General features: G+C 71.3%; 17 protein-coding genes and 1 pseudogene. 7 read left to right on the top strand and 11 right to left on the bottom strand.

The genetic code is table 11. From position 1 onward, the window contains the following. Window positions 1-355 precede the first annotated feature (355 nt). The gene (locus ACIBCJ_RS04050) at window positions 356-943 is read right to left on the bottom strand and encodes a helix-turn-helix domain-containing protein (protein ID WP_365978565.1); all 588 of its coding nucleotides are present in this window, start codon (window positions 941-943) and stop codon (window positions 356-358) included. Between the two features lie 109 nt (window positions 944-1,052). On the opposite strand from ACIBCJ_RS04050, the gene ACIBCJ_RS04045 reads away from it, so the two are divergent. Continuing rightward, on the top strand, window positions 1,053-1,988 hold the full coding sequence (locus ACIBCJ_RS04045) for an alpha/beta fold hydrolase (RefSeq protein WP_365978566.1): 936 nt from the start codon (window positions 1,053-1,055) through the stop codon (window positions 1,986-1,988). A gap of 78 nt (window positions 1,989-2,066) precedes the next feature. Here the strand turns inward: ACIBCJ_RS04045 and ACIBCJ_RS04040 are convergent, their stop codons facing one another. After that, window positions 2,067-2,963 carry a 2-dehydropantoate 2-reductase gene (locus ACIBCJ_RS04040; protein WP_365978567.1) on the bottom strand — a complete coding sequence of 299 codons (897 nt, stop codon included), beginning with the start codon at window positions 2,961-2,963 and terminating at the stop codon, window positions 2,067-2,069. Window positions 2,964-3,191: 228 nt separating this feature from the next. Between ACIBCJ_RS04040 and ACIBCJ_RS04035 the strand changes: the two genes are divergently transcribed. From ACIBCJ_RS04035 to ACIBCJ_RS04025, 3 genes are all read left to right on the top strand, one after another. After that, window positions 3,192-4,091, top strand: a complete 900-nt coding sequence (locus ACIBCJ_RS04035) for a LysR family transcriptional regulator (protein ID WP_365978568.1) — start codon at window positions 3,192-3,194, stop codon at window positions 4,089-4,091. Window positions 4,092-4,361: 270 nt separating this feature from the next. Beyond that, the gene (locus ACIBCJ_RS04030) at window positions 4,362-5,096 is read left to right on the top strand and encodes a dienelactone hydrolase family protein (protein WP_362509469.1); all 735 of its coding nucleotides are present in this window, start codon (window positions 4,362-4,364) and stop codon (window positions 5,094-5,096) included. A 291-nt stretch (window positions 5,097-5,387) separates the two neighbouring features. Then, a complete protein-coding gene (locus ACIBCJ_RS04025; RefSeq protein WP_362509466.1) occupies window positions 5,388-6,173 on the top strand; it encodes a class I SAM-dependent methyltransferase in 786 nt (261 codons plus the stop codon). Window positions 6,174-6,342: 169 nt separating this feature from the next. Here ACIBCJ_RS04025 and ACIBCJ_RS04020 read toward each other — a convergent pair whose 3' ends face one another. The 7 genes from ACIBCJ_RS04020 to ACIBCJ_RS03990 all read right to left on the bottom strand — a co-directional run bounded on the left by ACIBCJ_RS04020 (window position 6,343) and on the right by ACIBCJ_RS03990 (window position 12,195). Continuing rightward, complete coding sequence (locus tag ACIBCJ_RS04020) at window positions 6,343-6,753, bottom strand: VOC family protein (RefSeq protein WP_362098526.1); 411 nt, start codon at window positions 6,751-6,753, stop codon at window positions 6,343-6,345. A gap of 241 nt (window positions 6,754-6,994) precedes the next feature. After that, complete coding sequence (locus ACIBCJ_RS04015) at window positions 6,995-7,708, bottom strand: alpha/beta hydrolase (protein ID WP_365978569.1); 714 nt, start codon at window positions 7,706-7,708, stop codon at window positions 6,995-6,997. Between the two features lie 158 nt (window positions 7,709-7,866). Next, on the bottom strand, window positions 7,867-8,424 hold the full coding sequence (gene tpg / locus ACIBCJ_RS04010) for a telomere-protecting terminal protein Tpg (protein WP_365978570.1): 558 nt from the start codon (window positions 8,422-8,424) through the stop codon (window positions 7,867-7,869). Between the two features lie 10 nt (window positions 8,425-8,434). Then, the gene (gene tap, locus ACIBCJ_RS04005; protein ID WP_365978571.1) at window positions 8,435-10,669 is read right to left on the bottom strand and encodes a telomere-associated protein Tap; all 2,235 of its coding nucleotides are present in this window, start codon (window positions 10,667-10,669) and stop codon (window positions 8,435-8,437) included. Window positions 10,670-10,780: 111 nt separating this feature from the next. Continuing rightward, window positions 10,781-11,068, bottom strand: coding sequence for a hypothetical protein (locus ACIBCJ_RS04000; RefSeq protein WP_133884604.1), 288 nt, complete (start codon window positions 11,066-11,068; stop codon window positions 10,781-10,783). 152 nt (window positions 11,069-11,220) lie between these two features. Further along, a complete protein-coding gene (locus ACIBCJ_RS03995) occupies window positions 11,221-11,670 on the bottom strand; it encodes a nuclear transport factor 2 family protein (protein ID WP_365978572.1) in 450 nt (149 codons plus the stop codon). 102 nt (window positions 11,671-11,772) lie between these two features. Continuing rightward, the gene (locus tag ACIBCJ_RS03990; protein WP_362098509.1) at window positions 11,773-12,195 is read right to left on the bottom strand and encodes a MerR family transcriptional regulator; all 423 of its coding nucleotides are present in this window, start codon (window positions 12,193-12,195) and stop codon (window positions 11,773-11,775) included. A gap of 55 nt (window positions 12,196-12,250) precedes the next feature. Between ACIBCJ_RS03990 and ACIBCJ_RS03985 the strand changes: the two genes are divergently transcribed. From ACIBCJ_RS03985 to ACIBCJ_RS03975, 3 genes are all read left to right on the top strand, one after another. Next, on the top strand, window positions 12,251-13,279 hold the full coding sequence (locus tag ACIBCJ_RS03985; protein ID WP_365978573.1) for an SDR family NAD(P)-dependent oxidoreductase: 1,029 nt from the start codon (window positions 12,251-12,253) through the stop codon (window positions 13,277-13,279). A gap of 9 nt (window positions 13,280-13,288) precedes the next feature. After that, entirely contained in the window at window positions 13,289-13,960 is a 672-nt protein-coding gene (locus ACIBCJ_RS03980) for a hypothetical protein (RefSeq protein WP_365978574.1), read from the top strand. Between the two features lie 164 nt (window positions 13,961-14,124). Then, entirely contained in the window at window positions 14,125-16,239 is a 2,115-nt protein-coding gene (locus tag ACIBCJ_RS03975) for an FUSC family protein (protein WP_365978575.1), read from the top strand. On the opposite strand, the gene ACIBCJ_RS03970 is transcribed toward ACIBCJ_RS03975, so the two are convergent. Beyond that, a complete protein-coding gene (locus ACIBCJ_RS03970; RefSeq protein WP_365978577.1) occupies window positions 16,227-17,216 on the bottom strand; it encodes an aldo/keto reductase in 990 nt (329 codons plus the stop codon). The two genes, ACIBCJ_RS03975 and ACIBCJ_RS03970, sit on opposite strands and share 13 nt — an antisense overlap. Window positions 17,217-17,334: 118 nt before the next feature. Continuing rightward, a pseudogene (locus ACIBCJ_RS03965) lies at window positions 17,335-17,744 on the bottom strand (cupin domain-containing protein). Window positions 17,745-17,851: the final 107 nt, after the last annotated feature.

Genomic DNA, 17,851 nt, shown 5'->3' with positions numbered 1-17,851 from the left:
CGAAGGCGAACCAGTTGTAGTTGCCATCTACATTTTGAGCGTGCGTCACGCGAGTAGGCGAGGTCAATGCGGCCGTGACGGAGAGGTCGCATGACATCTCTGACTTTCGGCCACACTTTGCGTTCGCGATACCTTTCTGCCCTTCTCAGGAAGGGTCTCCGGCACACGGAATCAGCCAAGCGCAAAGTCTTCGCCAACCACTGACGGCGACGCCCCCGACCGGCGGCCCGAGCGCACTGATCGGCCGTGCGTCAGGCCCGTCTCACAGGTGGTCGCGGAGTCGACGCCGAGCCGCGGATGTGACGCATGGAGAGCGGGATGACTGCATGGGGCGACGGGTAAGTGGTGTGCTCAGCTACCGGGTTCCTGACTCTGGTCGGCCCGTCGCGGTGTCCTCGGCGTCGGTCCCGGTCGGTGGCGCTTCGACGGGGAAGAGGATCGGGCTGATGAGGTACTGCGTGCGGTCGGGTGACGGCTCGTTGGCCAGGTGGGGGGCGATCGCCTCCCGCATCCCGTCGATCATCTCGCGCAGTTCGGCCGAGCTGAGCCAGACGGCGTGCTGCCGGTATCCGACCAAGTCGGCTACCGGGTCGGCCGTGTCGCGGTCGAGGTACGCGGTGAATTCGGCAGTCAGGACTGCCAGAGCGGCAGCGAACGCGTGGCGATGGTCGTCGGGCGAGAGCGAATGGACCGTGTCCGTATTGATCCCGGCGCGGTCGCCGCGCAGCCGGTAGTGGCGCTCGACCGCGCCACGCACACGTCGTTCCTGGGCGACTTCCAGGACCCCGGCGGCTGCGAGCAGGTCGACGTGCCGGTACACCGTGGCCTTCGAGACGTCCCGAATGCGATCGCACAGTTCCGCGGTGGTCAGTTCCCTGCCGCCGCGCATCGCATGAACCACTCGCAACCGCACCGGGTGGGCCAAGAGTTCGAATGCATCCATCCCACAACGATCTCACGTCATGTTACCGTTCGCATCCCTTGAGAAAGGTTGTGATGGGATGCCTGACGGCGCTGCACCCGAGTCCATAACCGGCTCAGAACCCGCTTGGATGCCACCGCCCTACGCCGAGCCCCGCCGCTTCAGCGAGCACGAGGTCACCGTCGGCACCGGCCCGCGCGCGGTGTCGGGCACGGTGAGCGTTCCGCGCGGACAGGCCCCCGGCCCCGGCGTGGTGCTGCTCGCCGGTGGTGGGCCGTTCGACCGCGATGAGACCAGTGGACCGAACAAGCCGCTCAAGGACCTGGCCTGGGGGCTCGCCAGTCGCGGGACGACGGTGCTGCGCTTCGACAAGGCGACCTACGCCCACCGCGACGCGGCCGCGGCACCGGACCTGACGATGACGCAGGAGTACGTACCGCACGCCGTCGATGCGGTCGGTCTGCTCGGTAGCCATCCCTCGGTGGACCCCGAGCGGGTCTTCGTCCTCGGCCACAGCATGGGCGGCAAGGTCGCCCCCGCCGTCGCCGTCGCCGCACCCGCGGTGGCGGGTCTGGTGATCATGGCCGGCGACACGCAGCCGATGCACCACGCCGCTGTCCGCGTCGTCAGCCATCTCGCCACCGTGCTTCCCGACCAGGTCCCACCCGCGGTCGTCGAGACCTTCCAACGGCAAGCCGCTCTTGTCGACAGCGCGGACCTCACACCCTCGACCCCCTCGGCGGATCTGCCGTTCGGCCTGTCCGCGCCGTACTGGCTCGAACTGCGTGACTACGACCCGGTCGCGATCGCGGCCACACTCGGCAAGCCGATGCTCATCCTCCAAGGAGGACGCGACTACCAGGTCACGGTCGCGGACGACCTGGTGCGATGGCGGACAAGCCTGGCTGACCGCCCGGATGTCGATATCCGGATCTACGAAGCCGACAACCATCTGTTCTTCCCCGGCGCCGGACCGTCGACCCCCGCCGAGTACGGAGCTCCGCAGCATGTCGATCCCGCCGCTGTCGCCGACATCGCTCATTGGCTGAGCCACGGCCAGGGGTGAGCGTGGTACAACCCGGGATCCAGCACGTGGACACAGCGCCCCGCACCCGTCGGCGCGGCGCGCGGGAAAGCCGCCCGGTCACGCCACCGGCTTTGCGGCGGACTGTGCCACCTCGGCGACCAGTCGGGTGACAGCCGGCAGGGCGATGCCGTGGACGGCTCCGGCACGCAGGACGGCGCCGCCGATGGCGTCGAGTTCGAGCGGGCGGCCGGCCTCCGCGTCGCGCTGCATCGAGGACCTCATCGTCCCGGGGACCCGGTCGAAGAAGGAGAGCAGCTTCTCCGCGGTGACCGGTGCTCCGGCGGCATGGGCCACGGCCGCGATCTCGTCCAGAACGGTGAGCAGTTCGGGCCGGTGCTGATCGCGCACGGTACCGACGTCGGTCTGGTGGCGGGTGGTCAGCAGCGCGAACGGGGCGAGGAAGGCCAGCTTGTCCCAGAGCATGGCGCTCTCGTTCGCCCGGGCCGTCACGCCCAGGCCGGCCTGGCGCAGCAGTTCCGTGAAGTCGTCCGCGGGAGCGGCGAGTTCGATGTCGGCGAACGGGCTGGTGTGGGCGACGCGGCCGGGCGCCGTGCGGGTGGCCTCCACCCGGATGGTGCCCGCGACGACCCGGGCGGCCGGGAAGCGCTCGCGGAGCATGGGGAGATGGTCGATGCCGTTGAGCAGCGGGACCACGACCGCCGTGCCGAGCACGTCGACCGGGATGCGGTCGAGGGCATCGGCGAGCGCGGTCTGCTTGACCGTCACGAAGACCGCGTCCACCGGCTCGCGCAACTCGGTGTCGGACTCCACCGCCGCGGTGAACTTCCCGTACCGGTTGCTCTCGACGCGCAGACCGTCCCGGCGCAGCACGGCGGCGGTCTGCTCCCCCGCCAGGCAGACGACGCGGTGTCCGGCACGGGCGAGCAGCGCGCCCACCAGACCGCCGACGCCGCCCGGGCCGAGAATCGCCACGGTCGTCCTGGTTGTGCTCATGTGTGCTCCTGTCCGGGAACCGACGAGTCCGGGGACCGGGCAGCCGGGACGGGGTGGCCGGTCGGGGCCGTGGCGGGTCGGCACCCGCGCACGTCACGTCCGCATCCGGATTGCGGAAGAGACAGTGAGCGGGTTGCCGCCCTGGGCCCAACACGATGATCGAACCTGGCGTGATCCAAGTCAATCCACGACCTTGCTGGCAGACACCCCAGCCTAAGCTTAGGTCTCGTGACACTTGACGATCTCCGTGTCTTCGCCGTGGTCTGCCGAACCGGTTCCCTCAGCGCCGCCGCCCGTGACCTGGGCTGCACGCAGTCGGCCGTCAGCCAGCATGTGAAGCGACTCGAGCGGAAGATGGGGCTCAGTCTGCTCGAACGCCACCCGCGCGGGATCGCGCCGACCTCGGCGGGGCGTCTGCTCCATACGGCGGTGACCGAGGGACTGGGGCGCATCGACGAGGCCGTGCGCCGGATCGAGGAACTCGCCCGCGCGGAAGGCGGATCGGTACGCGTCACCACCGGGGCCACGACCGTCCGGCACTTCATGGCCGCTGCCGTGGTCGACTTCCGCCGACGCTTTCCGCGAGCCAGCCTCGAATTCCAGACCGAGACGTCCAGCCGTGGCTGCTTCGACGCGCTTGCCGCCGGTGCGGTGGACCTCGCCTGGATCACCCTGCGGTCGGCAGGCAGCGCCGTGGAGCAGCGTCCCGTCGTCCACCTGCCCTGGTCACTCGCCGTCGCGGCCGACGACCCGCTCGCCGCCAAGTCGTTCATCGAGCCCGCCGACCTGCAGGATGCCCGGCTCATCGGCCTGCCCGAGAACTCGACCGCGCGTGTCCAACTGGGCTCGCGGCTCGCCGAATCGGGGATCAGGCCCGTCTTCGACACCAGTGTCACCGACTGGGACACCGCGATCCTGCTGGCCGAGCTCGGGCTCGGTCACGCGGTCGTTCCCACCCTGCCAGAGTGGACCGGGTCCGGCCACCCCGACCTGCGACTGATCCCGATCCCGGCCCTCCCCGCGCTCACCGCGGGCTGGGCCGTCCGACGCTGGGACGCGCTCTCCCCACTGGCCCGCGCCTTCGCCGACACCGTCGCCCACCACTGCGCCCGCCAGGCCGGAAAGTGAGACAGGGAGACGGGACGAGGGCCAAGGCATACGGGTTCGCGAGTCGCACGGTGCACTGAGGTGGTGGCGTCGCCTTCGTTCGGTGGACTAGGTTGTGGGGATGACTACCGGGACGGCCTCGCGCCACACACGGATCGGTGACCCGGTGCTCCTCTGAGTGCCGTACGGGCCGGTGCGGGCCCGACGTTCGACCGAGGTCCCTGCGCTGCTGCGCGGGCTCCGCCTCCGTCGTGTTGATCGCAGGAGACATCAACCACGACAGGAGAGTTCATGCCCACCAAGATGCTGCAGATTCCCACCCCGGACGGCCAGGCCGATACCTTCGCCGCCTTTCCCGACGACGGCAAGCAGCACCCGGGGGTGCTGATGTACGCGGACGGCTTCGGCATCCGGCCCGTGGTGCGGGAGATGGCCCGCGAACTGGCCGGCCATGGGTACTACGTACTCGTCCCCAACTTCTTCTACCGGCACGGCCCGGCGCCTGTGGTCGAACTTCCCGAGCACATCGGAGAAGAGACGCGGAACGAGTTGATGAGCCGGCTGATGCCGCTGATCGAGGGACATACCGTCGAGCGGACCCTGCGCGACGCCGACGCCTACCTCGGCTGCCTGACCGCTCAGCCCGAGGTCAGCGCCGGACCCGTCGCGGTGACCGGCTACTGCATAGGCGGTCTCCTGGCGGTGCGCACCGCCGTCGCCCACCCCGGCCGAGTGGCCGCCGTCGCCGGATTCCATGCCCCCGTGGGCGCCGCCGGGCCCGACAGCCTGCGCCGACTCACGGCTCAGGTCCATTTCGGCCACGCCGCAACCGACCTGACACCCGAGGCTCTCGCCGAACTCAACCAGGTCCTGGACGCCGCGGGTGTCGACTACACCTCGGAGATCTACCCCGGCACCGTCCACGGTTTCACCATGGCCGACACCGATGCCTTCAACCCCGCCGCGTTGCAGCTTCACTGGGACCGCCTGCTCCCGCTCCTCGACCGCGCTCTGGCCGCGCTCTGACGCAAAACACCTTGTCGGTCGTGGCGTTGCTCCTTGCCGTACCGCGCGACGTTCGTCCTGGGGCGCGCTGCCGGAAACTCGTCGAAATGCTGTCCCTGCCGCAGCCCTGGACGGACCCGTTCCGACTCCTGACGGACGGCTGGGCGGCCTCGGGGCGGGGGCCCGGAAGGGGGAGCCTGTCGGGTACCTCGGGGGGCTCGCAGCAGCCCGTTCCAGCTACCGCGATCGGCCACTTGACCTGGTCTTTTACCCTCCTCGTTCCTATGATCGACCTTGTCGAAAGGGGGCCGGGTGGACCGGACCGTGCGCACCGTCGAGGACCTTCTCGCGCTTTTGGACGGGCTCTTCACATCCGCATCCGAGGCCGGCCGCTTGGGGACCGGCGACGGCAAGGACTTCTGGGACCGCTTCTACGCCGACCGGTCGAGGCCGGTCCCGTTCTTCGAGGCGAAGCCGGACGAGAATCTGGTCGCGTACCTCGACCGGGGGCTGATCGCTCCGGGTCGTGCGCTGGACCTGGGGTGCGGGGCGGGGCGCAACGCCCTGCACCTCGCGTCGCACGGCTTCGAGGTGGACGCCGTCGACCTCTCCCCGGCGGCCGTAGCCTGGGCCGAGGACCGGGCTCGACAGGCGGGAGTCGGCGTCCGCTTCTTCTGCGGTGACGCCTTCGCCTTGTCCACCACCGAGTTGACCGAGCCGTACGACCTGGTCGTCGACTCGGGATGCTTCCACCACCTGCCGCCGCACCGCCGCATCAGCTACCTGGCCCTTCTCGACCGTGTTCTGGCCCCGGGCGGGCACCTCGCGCTCACCAGCTTCGCCGCCGGCGAGCAGGGCATGGGGTCGGAGCTTCCCGACGTGGACCTCTACCGCGAGCGCGATCTGCAGGGTGGCCTCGCCTACACGCCCGAAGCACTGCGGCGGATCTTCTCCGGTCTGACGGAGGTCGAACTGCGCCGCATGCGGCACGAGCCGCGCGAATCACCACTGTTCGGCGTGACCTTCCTGTGGACCGCGTTGTTCCGTCGGGACTCGGCCGCCTCAGGCAGCGTCCGCCCTGTTCACGACCTCGGGTAGGCGCTCGTCCTGGAGTCCGGCGGGCCGGCCCACCGCGGGACCGTCCCGGGGCAGGATCTTCCGGCTCGCCCACCGGGGCTCTGCCTGGCGGGCCCCGGCGGCGTGCTGGTGAGCACGAACAGCGTCGGAGTCGACCAGCCCGACCCAGTCGAGCGCCGAAGGAGGCGGGCTAGCCGCGCTCGGGCCAGACCGGTCCCTGATCACCCCAGATGACGCCCTTGTTGCGGCACAGGCAGAAGGGGTGCCCGATCGGGTCCGTGAAGACCTGCCAGCCATAACCGTTGGGGCCGATGAAGTCCTGCTTCAGCGTCGCGCCGAGGGCGACGACGCGCCTGCTTTCGGACTCGATGTCGTCCACTTCGAAGTCGATGTGGAACTGCTTGGGGTGCTCCGTATCGGGCCACTGGGGAGCGCGGTAGTCATCCACCCGGATGAACGCCAGCTCGATCTCGCCGAACCGGATGCCTGCCCAGTCCGGCGAGCTGTCTTCCTTGACCGGACGGCCCGTCACCGCGGAGTAGAAGGCCGCCAGCTCCATCGTGTCCGGACAGTCGATGATGAAGTCGGTGAGTCGCAACATCCCGCGATCTTGGCACAAGCTCACCTGTCCGAACCTGGCGTTTTCCGCATCCTCTTCGGCTGGGTGTGATCGGCCACCCGCGGTGCCCCTTCGGACACGGCGCGAGGGCATTACTGCCTGACCTGCCTGACCTGCCTGACCTGCCTGACCTGCCTGACCTGCTGGAGCCAACGTGCGCAGCGTTCCTGCAATGGGAGAGTGCTCCGGTGTCCGGTGGCAGCAAGCCGGTGGCTGCCGCGTCTCATCCTTCCGGTACGGGGCAGGGTTCCTCCTCCGACAGCAGGAACTCCATGATGGTCTGCGCGAACTCCTTCGGTCGGGACGAGTGGATCAAATGGCCGGCCGCGATGGTGACGACTCGCCCGTCAGGAACACGACGGGCCAGCTCGGCGATGCCGTCCTGGGGCACGTGACTGCGTGGCCCGCCGGCCACGACAAGGGTCTTGGCGGTGATCCTGCTGAGGCGCTGCAGCCATTTTTCGTCCGGCGTGTCGATTTGCCGCTTGATAGCCAGCACCATGTCCCAGTCGAACGTCAGCTTCCCGTCCGGCCTGGTCGGAGTGGTCTGTTCCCGCGGCCGCGGGATCGGAACGTCCTCCAGGACGAGCCGGTCCACACGCTGCGGACAGTCCTCGGCGAGCAGGTAGGCAACGACCCCTCCCATCGAGTGCCCCAGCAGGTCCACCCGGTCAAGTGCCAGTGCGTCCAGGAATCCGAGCACGTCGTCCCGCATGCGTTGCAGCGAGTACTCCCCCGGCCAGTCACTCCGGCCGTGACCGCGGAGGTCGAGAGCGTAGACACGCCGGCTGCGGGCGAAGACGGGCGCCACGACGTCCCAGTCCGTGGCATCCTCACCCAGCGCGTGCAACATGACGAGCGGCGGAGCGTCCGACGGTCCCGAGGCCTGATAGGCCAGCCGGACGCCCTCCACGTGAATCGCGTGATGATCAACCATGCCGGGAAAATACCGGGACGCCCGCGCCGCGGAAGCGCCGTTTCACCAACGGCCGAACCGGCTCCTGCCGGCGGTGGTGGCAGCAGCCCTGCTTCGGTGACGTCCGTCGCGCTTCGGATCGGCAGGCCGGCCTGTCGAGCCCGTCGTGCCGGGCCGGGTCAGAGATCGAACTCCAGGTGCTCGATGTCCGTGAAGCGAACTTCTTCCAGTTGGCCTGCACGGCGACCGTCGTCCTGGAAGTACACCTCCTTGAGCGCTTCGGCGGCGATCTGCTGGAGCTGCCGGTCGTCGGCGCCCCGATCCTGCGCGTCGAAAAGACGGGCGGCGTACTGCGGCGGCAGCGCCACGGTCAGGTGCCGCAGCCGGTCCTCGTCCGTCGTCCCGATGGGCGCGGTGTAGCCGATCCGGGCACGGGTGTCGATGACGATGCCCTCCGTACTCGCCGCCTTCTGGCGCGCCCTGGCACGGATCTGCGGCTGCCACCGCTTCTTCACCTCACGCTCCAGGCGCGCGGCGAGCTCCGGCCGGGGCTTCCTGATCTGGTCCTTCACGTAGCGCTCGACGGTGCGCTGGGAGATGCGCAGCATCTGGGCGACCGCCCTGGTGCCCTTCAGCTGTTTGACCAGGTAGCGCATCTGCGCGCCCGCCGTCTTGGGTGCCGGGCGGGTGAACGCCTTCTGCACCGCGGCGTCCAGGCCGTCGTGGAACAGGCTCATCGCGGTCCGCCTACTCCCCGGTGTCCTGGTCGGTGACCGTGCCGTCCTTGATGTACCGGGCGAGGTTGAGCTCCGGGGCGCCGAACTGCTCGCGCACGCCTTCGCCCCACAGCACCGTCTGCGTGCCCTCCCACTTCACCAGGCCCGGGTTCACTCCGAGTTTGAAGCCGCCGGGCAGCGGCTTGCCGTCCCGGTAGGGCAGGAAGTCCAGCGGGGAGGGCCCGTCGGAGGCGTAGACGGCGCAGTCCGAGAGGACGGCCACCGGGTACTCACCGGTGAAGGCGGCGTGCTTGACGATCTTGCGGTGCATGTTGATCCGGGTACGGGAGATGACGGCCGCCCTGATGTCGGGGCGCCACGTCGGCCGGGCGAGCGCCCGCCACGGCTGCCCGGGCTTCCAGCCCTCCCCGCGCGGGCGTTCGCGCAGCTTGCCGATGCCGCCCTTCACCGTCGCCTTGATCGCGGAGACCACGACCGCCAGCTCGGGGTCACGCTGCCGGTAGCCGTCCATCGCCGCGAGAAACTCGTGCGGCGGCAGGTCAGCGCCCACTCCCAGGTCGGCCATGGTGGCGAGATAGGCATCGCGCAGCCGGTTGTACCAGGCGTCCAGGTAGCGGCCGTTGTCGTAGCGCAGGTACGCCTCGACGGGGCGTACGTCGTAGCCCAGCTCCACCGCGTACGCCACGGTCGGTGTCGCGTACCAGGCCGGGCCGGTCGGGCGCTCGCCCTTCGGGGTGAACGGGCTCGGCAGCAGATCGCCGTCCAGGTCCGTCCACTGCTTCGCCAGCTTCACGCGGGACAGGTCGACGTGGCCGAGGTCGACCAGCCAGGAGCCGGGCAGGTTCGGATCGAAGACGGGGTTCTTGACGTGCGTCGGCGCGCCCAGGCCGACCGTGAGGCCGTTCGCACCGGCGGCGAAGGCCATGTTCACGTCGATGCCCACCAGGTGGGGGCGCAGACATTCGGCGTCGGTGAGCGGGCGCGCCCAGTCGTACGCCTCCTCCACCAGAACCTCGGCCGGCGTGCGGCGGTGGAAGCGCGGCAGGTCCGCCAGGACCGGGTGCCCGTCGGGGGCTTCGCACGGCGCGCAGTCCACCGGTTCCGTGCCCAGCGAGCCGGGGTTGTGCTCGGAGTGCCGCGTGCCCGTCGCGTCCGGCTGGGACGCGCGGGTCGGCGGGTGCAGGGCGGTCATCAGTTCCAGGCCGGTCACGGCGGTCGATCCGCGTGGCGTCATCACGCGGTCGGCATAGGTGCCGAGAAGCCGGGCGAGCTCCGCCGGCGGCAGTTGTCCCGCATGTCCCCAGTGCCGGGCATCGAGCGCGTCCCACGAGGGGATGCACAACTGCACGCAGGAGCGCTCCGCGCCCGGTGCGGGGCGGTAGATCCGCACCCACGGCCCGAACCCGCGTTTCGTCAGCCGCCAGTGGGCCCGCGCCAGCTGCTTGATGACCTTGTGGCCCTCCGGCAGCCGCCCGGCCAGACGCTCCTGCTGGGTGAGTGTGACGGGCAGGCCGTAGTGCTCGCAAGCGGCCTCGGTCAGCACGATCAACGGGTCGGCGTCCTTGCCCGGTCCCGACAACTTCGGCTGACCGAGCCGTCCTTCGCGCAGGATCCACTCCACCAGCGCCGGAAGCGACTTCGCGGTGACGTCCAGGATCAGTCCTGCGACGCAGTGCGCCAGCACCTGACCGTCCGCGTCGACGTCGACGACCGCGAGCGGGCCGTTCTCGAAACGCGGATCGGCGTCTTCGGCAGGGGTGCGTGCGGGAGCGGCCCTGCGCTCGGCCGGACGGCGCGCCGTCGGCGGCCTGGCCGGGACTGCCGGAGTCGGTGCAGCGGCAGGGCCGTCGGGGCCGGATGCGGTGTGCGCGGGCTGCGCGGGTGAATGTGTGGGTCCGGTACGGGCTTGGGCCGGTTCAGGCGCCGAGGCCGCCGCAGCCGCGGGAGCGGCCGCAACGGCGCGTGTCCCGGGGGCCGCCGTGTCCTCGGCCGGCAGTGGGGCGCCGGCCGGGTACAGCCGGGCGAGCTGCTCGAGCATGCGGGCGTATGCGTCGCGCTCCGGCGGCCGCGGCTCGGTCTTGCCCGCCTCCCAGCCGCTGACCGTCGCCCGCCGCACCTGCAGTGCGGTGGCCACCTCGTCCAGCGTCAGTCCGTGCGCCTGGCGCAGCCGCTTGCGTTCCGCCGGGGGCGGCAACGGGGAGCGGGACGCGATGAGCGCGTCGACGGCGTCGAACAGCTCGGACATGCAGCACCTCCTGCCGCAACCCTAGCGCGAAGCGTACGTATCGCGTACGAAGCGCGTACGGGCCTCGAAACGGGGCCGGTGGCGCGACTGCCTTCCGACGCCGGACCCGGCTCAGCCGAGACCGCGATGGGCGGCCCACAGCGTCCCCGCGCGGCCGGCCGCCTCGGAGATCAATGCCGCCAACTCCGGCTGGTCGGGCACCGGGAACGAGACGTATGCGCCCCGGCCACCGCCGACTGGTCGGCCATAGGCCTTCGCGGCGAGACGGCCGTCCGGGAGGAGCCGGATGTTGAGTGTGGTCAGTTGGAACTCCTGACCCCGCCGGGTGTCCGTCCAGCGGAGCGCCTGCGGAATCGTGACGTTGACGGCCAGAGCACTCACTTCCAGGTCGCTGCTCATGGACGGGATGATCCCACACGGGCGGGGCCGAGGACGTGGGTGAGGACCGTGGGCGACCGCAGTGCGGACCACCCTGTCGGAGGATCGCCCGGAGACACTGAAGTGTCGCCGCTCAACGAGCCGCTGACGTCGGGCGATTTCAACCGTCGACGTCAGACGGGCGGCGTCGACGGGGTGCAGGCGTCCGCGATGGCCTGGGTGTCCCAGTAGAACGGACGGACTTCGGTGATTCTCCCGTCCCTGACCGTGATCGCTTGCAGGAGCGGGAAGCCGAGTTCGCGGCCGGTCGCGCGGGCGCGGGCTCGGATCCGGGTGAGCACGACAGCGGTCTCACCGGTGGCGAGGAACTTCTGCTCCACCATGTCGAACGACTCCCACACCTCCCCCATCACGAGGAAGAACCGCCTGATGCCTTCGTGTCCCCGCCACGTACCTCCGTAGGGCAGAGCGTCTGCCTGATGCAGCTCGACATCCGGCGAGAAGAAGGAGGCGAGCAGGTCGAACGAGGCCTCGCCGGGGCCTCCCGCCGCCAGGTACTCCGCCTCGGCGGCGTACATGCCGGTGAGGACTCTCGCTGACTCCGTGGTGAGTGACATCGTCATACCGCCAGCGTGGCCGGCACGGCAGGGCCCTGCTGGCGGTTGACGGACATCGTTGTACCGCGGACGGCAGCCGCCACCACGGCGCGGCCGTCCGCGGGTGCCTCAGGCTGTGGGGTCCCAGAGGCCGCCGGCTTCGCCGTCGGCGAGGTGCTCGGCGTAGACGCCGACCTTCCAGGCGATGACGGACCGGCACTCCTCCAGAGCCCGGATCTGTGCGTCGACACGCTGCCGATGGGCGTCGAGCAGGCGCAGGCGTTCCGCCTCGTTGCCCGGGCCGCGGCGTACCAGCTCGGCGAAGCGCTTGAGGTCGGCGAGCGGCATACCGGATTCGCGGAGCTTGACGCAGATCAGCAGCCAGTCGACATCGACGGAGGTGTAGCGCCGTCGGCCGCCCGACGTGCGCCGGACCGGGCCGACGAGCAGGCCCTCACGCTCGTAGAAGCGCAGGGCGTGCACGCTCAGTCCGGTCCGCTCGGCGACCGCGCCGATGCTCAGCGACTGCGCGGCAGCTCCGGTGGTCGCCACGCCGCTCACCCCTGAACTTGATCTGGACCTCGCTCTAGATCGTAGCGTCCTCGGTATGACCGCTACCGATCAGAAGCCCCTCGGCTCGCCCTACTCCGCTGCCACCACCGCCGAGGACGTCATGGCCGGCCATGACCTTTCCGGCACGACCGCCGTGGTGACCGGGGGCTACTCCGGGCTCGGCCTGGAAACCACCCGCGCTCTCACCGCCGCCGGAGCCCGGGTCGTCGTTCCGGCTCGCCGCCCCCACGTCGCCCGCGCCGCTCTAAAGGAGGTGGCGGGCAGCGAGGTCGTCCCCATGGACCTGGCCGACCTCGACAGCGTCCGCTCGGCCGCCGCGTACATGCACGACCGGATCGACCGGCTCGACCTCCTCATGGCCGTCGCCGGCGTCATGGCCACCCCGGAGCGGCGTGTCGGACCGGGCTGGGAAGGCCAGCTCACCGCCAACCACTTCGGGCACTTCGTCCTCGCCTGCGAGCTCTATCCGCTCCTGGCCGCGGCAGACGGTGCGCGTGTCGTGGTGAACAGCTCCGCCGGACACACCCTGACCGGCATCCGCTGGCACGACCCGCACTTCCGCACCGGCTACGACCGGTGGCTGGCCTACGGCCAGGCCAAGACCGCCAACGCCCTGTTCGCCGTGCATCTCGACGCCCTCGGGCAAGGCGACGGAGTCCGGGCGTTCAGCCTCCACCCCGGCAAGATCATCACTGGTCTCCAGCGCGAGATGCCGCTCGAGGAGCAGATCGAGCGCGGGTGGGTGGACGAGCACGGCCAGGTGATCGGCGCGGACTTCAAGACCCCCGCTCAGGGAGCGGCCACCGGCCTGTGGGCAGCCACGTCACCGCTCCTCGACGGCCGCGGCGGGCTCTACCTGGAGGACTGCGACGTCGCTCGCGTCTCCGCCCCCGGTACCCCCATGGACGACGGCGGCGTGCGCGCGTACGCCGCCGACCCCGAGGCGGCCGCCCGGCTCTGGGAGCTGTCGCTCGCCGCCACCGGCGCCACGCCGGTCGGCCGCCCGTGCGAGCCCACTGTCCCGGCCCGGCCGCGTCGTCAAGTCCTTGGAGGCACCTCCTAGCCTGGCCCCATGCCTACCCCTGTGCACGCTCTGGCCCACTGCTCCCTGTCTCCGGCCGCCGTGGCGGAGTTCCTCGCCCTGCCTCGACAACCCTCGCCAGGTGAGGAGTTCGACGCGCTCGACGCCGCCGTGCGCGCACGGGGTTGGAGTTGGGAGCACGATTGCCTCACCGACGCCTACCGCACGGGCTTCGGACACCCACTGTGCACCGAGGGCAACACCCCGTTCGGGGATCCGGCAGCGCGACGCTTCCTCGTGTTCGGGGAGCTCTATCCCCTCGACCCCGACGACGAGGACCTCGCCAACATGTCCTGGCTGGGCGAACTCGTGGACGACTGGGGTCGCGCTCCGGGCTGGACCGTCCAGCGTCCGAGCACGGTGGAGGCGTGCGTCGAGGTGCTCGACCGTGCCGCGGACGCCGTCACCGCCCATCTCGGAGCCGTTGCCGAACGGACGGTCACCAGCGACGCGGCCGTGGTGACGGGCCCGGCCATGCCTCACCGGATCTGGCGGACCGCCACCCAGGCCGTGATCGTGGGCCCACACGCCGACAACGGCCCGTACGGTTACCTCACCCATCTGCAACTCGCCGCCTCGCCCCTCGGCCTGGCCCCCGAGCTGCCGCCCGCGGACGACACCGCGGCGCTGGAGCGCTGGATCGAGACGCACGTCGACTGGTGACCTGACCGGGCGGCCGGGTTCGTCTGTGCTGCGCCGGTCGGGCGAGTGTGCGGGGCCCCGAGGGTGCGGCGGCGGACGCCGGGCGGGGAGGCTCGGCAGGATGTGGCGTCCACGGAGTGCGTGGTCGAGGAGCGGTGCCGGTGGACCGCAAGGGAGGGGCGCCGATGCCGAAGCTGCCGTCGCCCGCCGCGTCGTTCGGCGGGAGCGGGCGCGCGGTACGGGTCTCCCTCGCGTCGGCCGCCGGGTTCTATCCGGCGGCGTACGTCATGGAACGGCCGGTCGTCGCGCTGTACGCCCTCTTCACACCCATCGCATTCGGTGTCCTGTCCCCGCTGCCGGGCTCGGGGCGCCGCTGCGCGGGCAGTGTGCTGCGCGCCGCGCCGGCGGCCGCCGCTCTGGTCGCCCTCGGTACCGCCCTGGCGGTGGCCACGTGGGCGGCGGCCGTCGGCATGCTCCTCGTCACCCTCGCCCTGACGTTCGGTGCGGCGTGCGCCCCGCGGCTCGCGGCCGTCGTCCCCGGGTTGCAGCTGTGCTACATCCTGGCCTGCTTCCCGCCGTACTCCCCCGCCACCCTGCCCGAACGGCTGGGCGGCCTGGCCCTGGGCGCGACGGCGCTGCTGCTGGGCGAGCTGCTGCTGTTCCCGCCGCCGGCGCGACCGGCGTACGCCGCGCGGGTCGCGGACGCCCTGGACCTGGCGGCACACGCGGCCAGGCTGCTGTTGCGGACCGACACCATGGACGCCGGCACGGCCCGTCGCCTGCGGACGACCGGCCGGGAGCTGCGCTTCTCCCGGCAGCCCCACGGCGGGCGGCCGACCGGCGCCGGACGGAGCGACCGGGCCCTCGCTCACGCGGGTTCGGCCACGCGCCGGCTCCTGGACCAGCTGGCCGCCCTCGGTGAACTGGCGCCGGCTCCCGCCGACACGGCCTCGCAGAGCCTGCTACGCGGCATCGCGGCGGCCTGCTCCGATGCCGCGGGCGTGCTGCGTGACGGCAGGTCGGGGCGCGGCGCCGAGCTGATCGAGGAGATGACGGCGCGGTTCCTGGAGGAGCGGGACGGCCGGTCGCCGGGCCGTGACGACCGTCCGTACCCGCTCCTGCGGCGCCGGTCGACGCTGCTGACGGTGGCGGTGTCAGCGGTGACGGTGCGCACCGCGGCGGACCTCGCGGCGGGCGGCGACCATGCGGTGCCCGGGCTTCCGCACGAGCAGTTCTGGTATGCGAGGGTGCCGGCGGCGCGCCTGTGGTTCACGCGGATCCACGGCAACCTGACTGCTCGTTCCGTCCTGTTCCAGAACGCTGTGCGTACGGCCCTGGGGCTCGCCCTCGCCCGTCTGGTGGCCGGGTCGCTCGACCTGGCGCACGGATTCTGGGTGCTGCTGAGCGTGCTCACCCTGGCGCGGACGACGGCGGTCGGCACCTGGGCGGCCGTGCGGTCGGCGGCCGCGGGAACCCTGTTCGGCGCGGCGCTCGCGGGCGCGCTCATCATCGGGGCGGGTGACGCGACCGCGGTCTACGCCGCCCTGCTGGTGCCGATGATGGTGATCGCCTTCGCGGTGGGGCCCGCCGGCGGGCCCGCGTGGGCGCAGGGGTTGTTCACCCTGGTGGTGTCGACGGCGTTCGCCCAGATCGCTCCGGTGACCTGGCGGCTGGAGGAGGCACGGCTGGTGGACGTGCTGACCGGCAGCGCGATCGGGCTGGTGTGCGGGCTCCTGGCGTGGCCGGCCGGTGCGCGCAGCGAGATGCGGCGCAGTGGGGCGGCGCTGCTGCGGGCGACCGCGCCCGTGGTGCGGGACACCGCCGAGGCGGTGGCCGACCGCGGCGCCGGCGTGCTCCCCGGCACCGCCGAGCGGCCCACGATCGGCTCCCTGGCGCCCGCCCTGCACCGCCTGCGCATCGCGGAGGCGGCCTATGCGCAGTTCCGTACGGAGCCCGCCCGCCGGGCGGACGACGACGGCCCGGACTGGCTCGCCGCGCTGAACTACGGCTCCCGGGTCCTGACCGCCGCCTACTGGCTGCCCCCCACGCAGGGCGCGCCCGGCCTCCCGCCCGGCGCGCGGCAGTGGGCGCAGACGGCAGCGCGGCAGGTGGCGACCGCCTCGCTGGAGGCCGCCGATCTGCCCGCGCGGGGGGTCAGGGTCCGCATCGCGCCGCTGCCTTCGGCCGTTCCGTCCGCGACGTCGACGGCGGCGCTGTCCCTCCTGGTCGACCTGGAGGTGTGGTTGCACGCCCTTGCCGCGGACCTCGCCACTGCTACCGGTGCGGACTACCAGGCGTAGGCCTCGGGTGCCTCACCGCCGGGGCCGGGCCAGATCGCGTCGAGCCGCTTCAGGGCGTCGTCCGGGAGATGCACGTCGAACGCCCCCAGGCCCGCCGTCAGTTGCTCGGGGGTGCGCGGGCCGGTGAGCACGGAGGTGAGGACCGGGTTGTGCAGCAGCCAGGCCAGGGCCACGTCCGCGGGCTCCGCGCCGAGGTCGGCACACAGCTTCTCGTACGCCTCCAGTCGGGGCCGGTGGCGTTCGACGGTCTGCCGCATCCGTGCCGAGGCCCGGCGCCCGTTGTCGCTCTTCTTCAGGACACCGCCGAGCAGGCCGCCGCCCAGCGGGCTCCACGGGATCAGCCCGATCCCGTAGTGGCGCAGGGCGGGGACGACTTCGAGTTCGATGGTGCGGGCGGTGAGGTTGTACAGGCTCTGCTCGGAGACCAGACCCAGGAAGTTGCGGGCGCGGGCCTCGCTCTGGGCGGTCGCGATCTGCCAGCCGGCGAAGTTGCTGCTGCCCACGTAGGTGACCTTGCCCTCGCGGACCAGCTGTTCCATCGCCTGCCAGATCTCCTCCCACGGAGTCGACCGGTCGACGTGGTGCATCTGGTACAGGTCGATGTGGTCGGTCCGCAGGCGGCGCAGGCTGGCCTCGGCGGCCCGGCGGATCTTGTAGGCGGACAGGTACTTGTCGTTCGGGCCGAGGCCCATCGGCTGGTACAGCTTCGTGGCGAGCACGATCTTGTCGCGGCGTCCGCCGCCCCGGCTGAGCCAGCGTCCGATGATCTCCTCGGACAGACCGTAGCCCTGCTTCATGTCAGGGCTCTGCGGGCCGCCGTAGACGTCCGCGGTGTCGAACAGGTTGATGCCCGCGTCCACCGCGGCGTCCATGATCGCGAAAGCGGCGGCCTCGTCGGTGGCGTCCCCGAAGTTCATGGTGCCGAGCGCGAGGCGGCTGACCTTCAGACCGCTGCGGCCGAGATGTGCGTACTGCATGAAGTCCCTTCTTGGCGGCGCGGGCCGGGCGAGTGCCCGGGCCGGGCCGGTGCGTCGACGGTGTCGGCGTTGACGCGGTGATCAGTGCTGTCCCTGCTGAGACGGGCGGCGTCGGGTCTCAGTCGGTGGCGGGAGCGGCTGCGTACTCCTCGTCGGTGACGGGGATCAGCCAGTGCATACGTCGTGGTCGGCGTCCGCCTCGTTGATGGCCACGTGGACCATGAGGCGGTGGGGTGCGGCGCCGTGCCAGTGCTCCTCGTCGGCTTCGAACAGGACACGGTCGCCGGGCCGGATGACCTCGATCGGTCCGCCGCGGCGCTGGCACAGACCGACGCCTTCGGTGACGAAGACGGTCTGGCTCAGGGGGTGGCGGTGCCAGTGCGTCCGGGCACCGGGCATGAAGTGCACGAGGTTGGCGCTGACGCGGGAGGGCTCCGGGGCCGCGGCGACGGCGTCGATGTAGACGTCGCCGGTGAACCAGTCGGCGGGGCCCTTGACGGTGTTGATCGAGCTTCGGGTGATCTGCACGGTGTGTTTCTCCGCTTGCGTGAATCCGGGGGTTCCGGGTGCTGTGTTCCGGGTCCCGGGGCGGGTGGCCGCCACCCGGCGGGGCTGGTGGCTCGCCGCTGCGGTCG

It is taken from the genome of Streptomyces sp. NPDC051136, from assembly GCF_044455745.1.
In the GTDB taxonomy this organism is placed as follows: domain Bacteria; phylum Actinomycetota; class Actinomycetes; order Streptomycetales; family Streptomycetaceae; genus Streptomyces.
This window is presented reverse-complemented; position numbering and strand designations above follow the sequence as displayed.

Excerpts from the sequence above, each read along its gene's own strand:
- ACIBCJ_RS04050 (WP_365978565.1), bottom strand. The coding sequence starts at position 943 with ATGGATGCATTCGAACTCTTGGCCCACCCGGTGCGGTTGCGAGTGGTT.
- ACIBCJ_RS04045 (WP_365978566.1), top strand. The coding sequence starts at position 1,053 with ATGCCACCGCCCTACGCCGAGCCCCGCCGCTTCAGCGAGCACGAGGTC.
- ACIBCJ_RS04040 (WP_365978567.1), bottom strand. The coding sequence starts at position 2,963 with ATGAGCACAACCAGGACGACCGTGGCGATTCTCGGCCCGGGCGGCGTC.
- ACIBCJ_RS04030 (WP_362509469.1), top strand. The coding sequence starts at position 4,362 with ATGCCCACCAAGATGCTGCAGATTCCCACCCCGGACGGCCAGGCCGAT.
- ACIBCJ_RS04020 (WP_362098526.1), bottom strand. The coding sequence starts at position 6,753 with ATGTTGCGACTCACCGACTTCATCATCGACTGTCCGGACACGATGGAG.
- ACIBCJ_RS04015 (WP_365978569.1), bottom strand. The coding sequence starts at position 7,708 with ATGGTTGATCATCACGCGATTCACGTGGAGGGCGTCCGGCTGGCCTAT.
- tpg (WP_365978570.1), bottom strand. The coding sequence starts at position 8,424 with ATGAGCCTGTTCCACGACGGCCTGGACGCCGCGGTGCAGAAGGCGTTC.
- tap (WP_365978571.1), bottom strand. The coding sequence starts at position 10,669 with ATGTCCGAGCTGTTCGACGCCGTCGACGCGCTCATCGCGTCCCGCTCC.
- ACIBCJ_RS04000 (WP_133884604.1), bottom strand. The coding sequence starts at position 11,068 with ATGAGCAGCGACCTGGAAGTGAGTGCTCTGGCCGTCAACGTCACGATT.
- ACIBCJ_RS03995 (WP_365978572.1), bottom strand. The coding sequence starts at position 11,670 with ATGACGATGTCACTCACCACGGAGTCAGCGAGAGTCCTCACCGGCATG.
- ACIBCJ_RS03985 (WP_365978573.1), top strand. The coding sequence starts at position 12,251 with ATGACCGCTACCGATCAGAAGCCCCTCGGCTCGCCCTACTCCGCTGCC.
- ACIBCJ_RS03980 (WP_365978574.1), top strand. The coding sequence starts at position 13,289 with ATGCCTACCCCTGTGCACGCTCTGGCCCACTGCTCCCTGTCTCCGGCC.
- ACIBCJ_RS03975 (WP_365978575.1), top strand. The coding sequence starts at position 14,125 with ATGCCGAAGCTGCCGTCGCCCGCCGCGTCGTTCGGCGGGAGCGGGCGC.
- ACIBCJ_RS03970 (WP_365978577.1), bottom strand. The coding sequence starts at position 17,216 with ATGCAGTACGCACATCTCGGCCGCAGCGGTCTGAAGGTCAGCCGCCTC.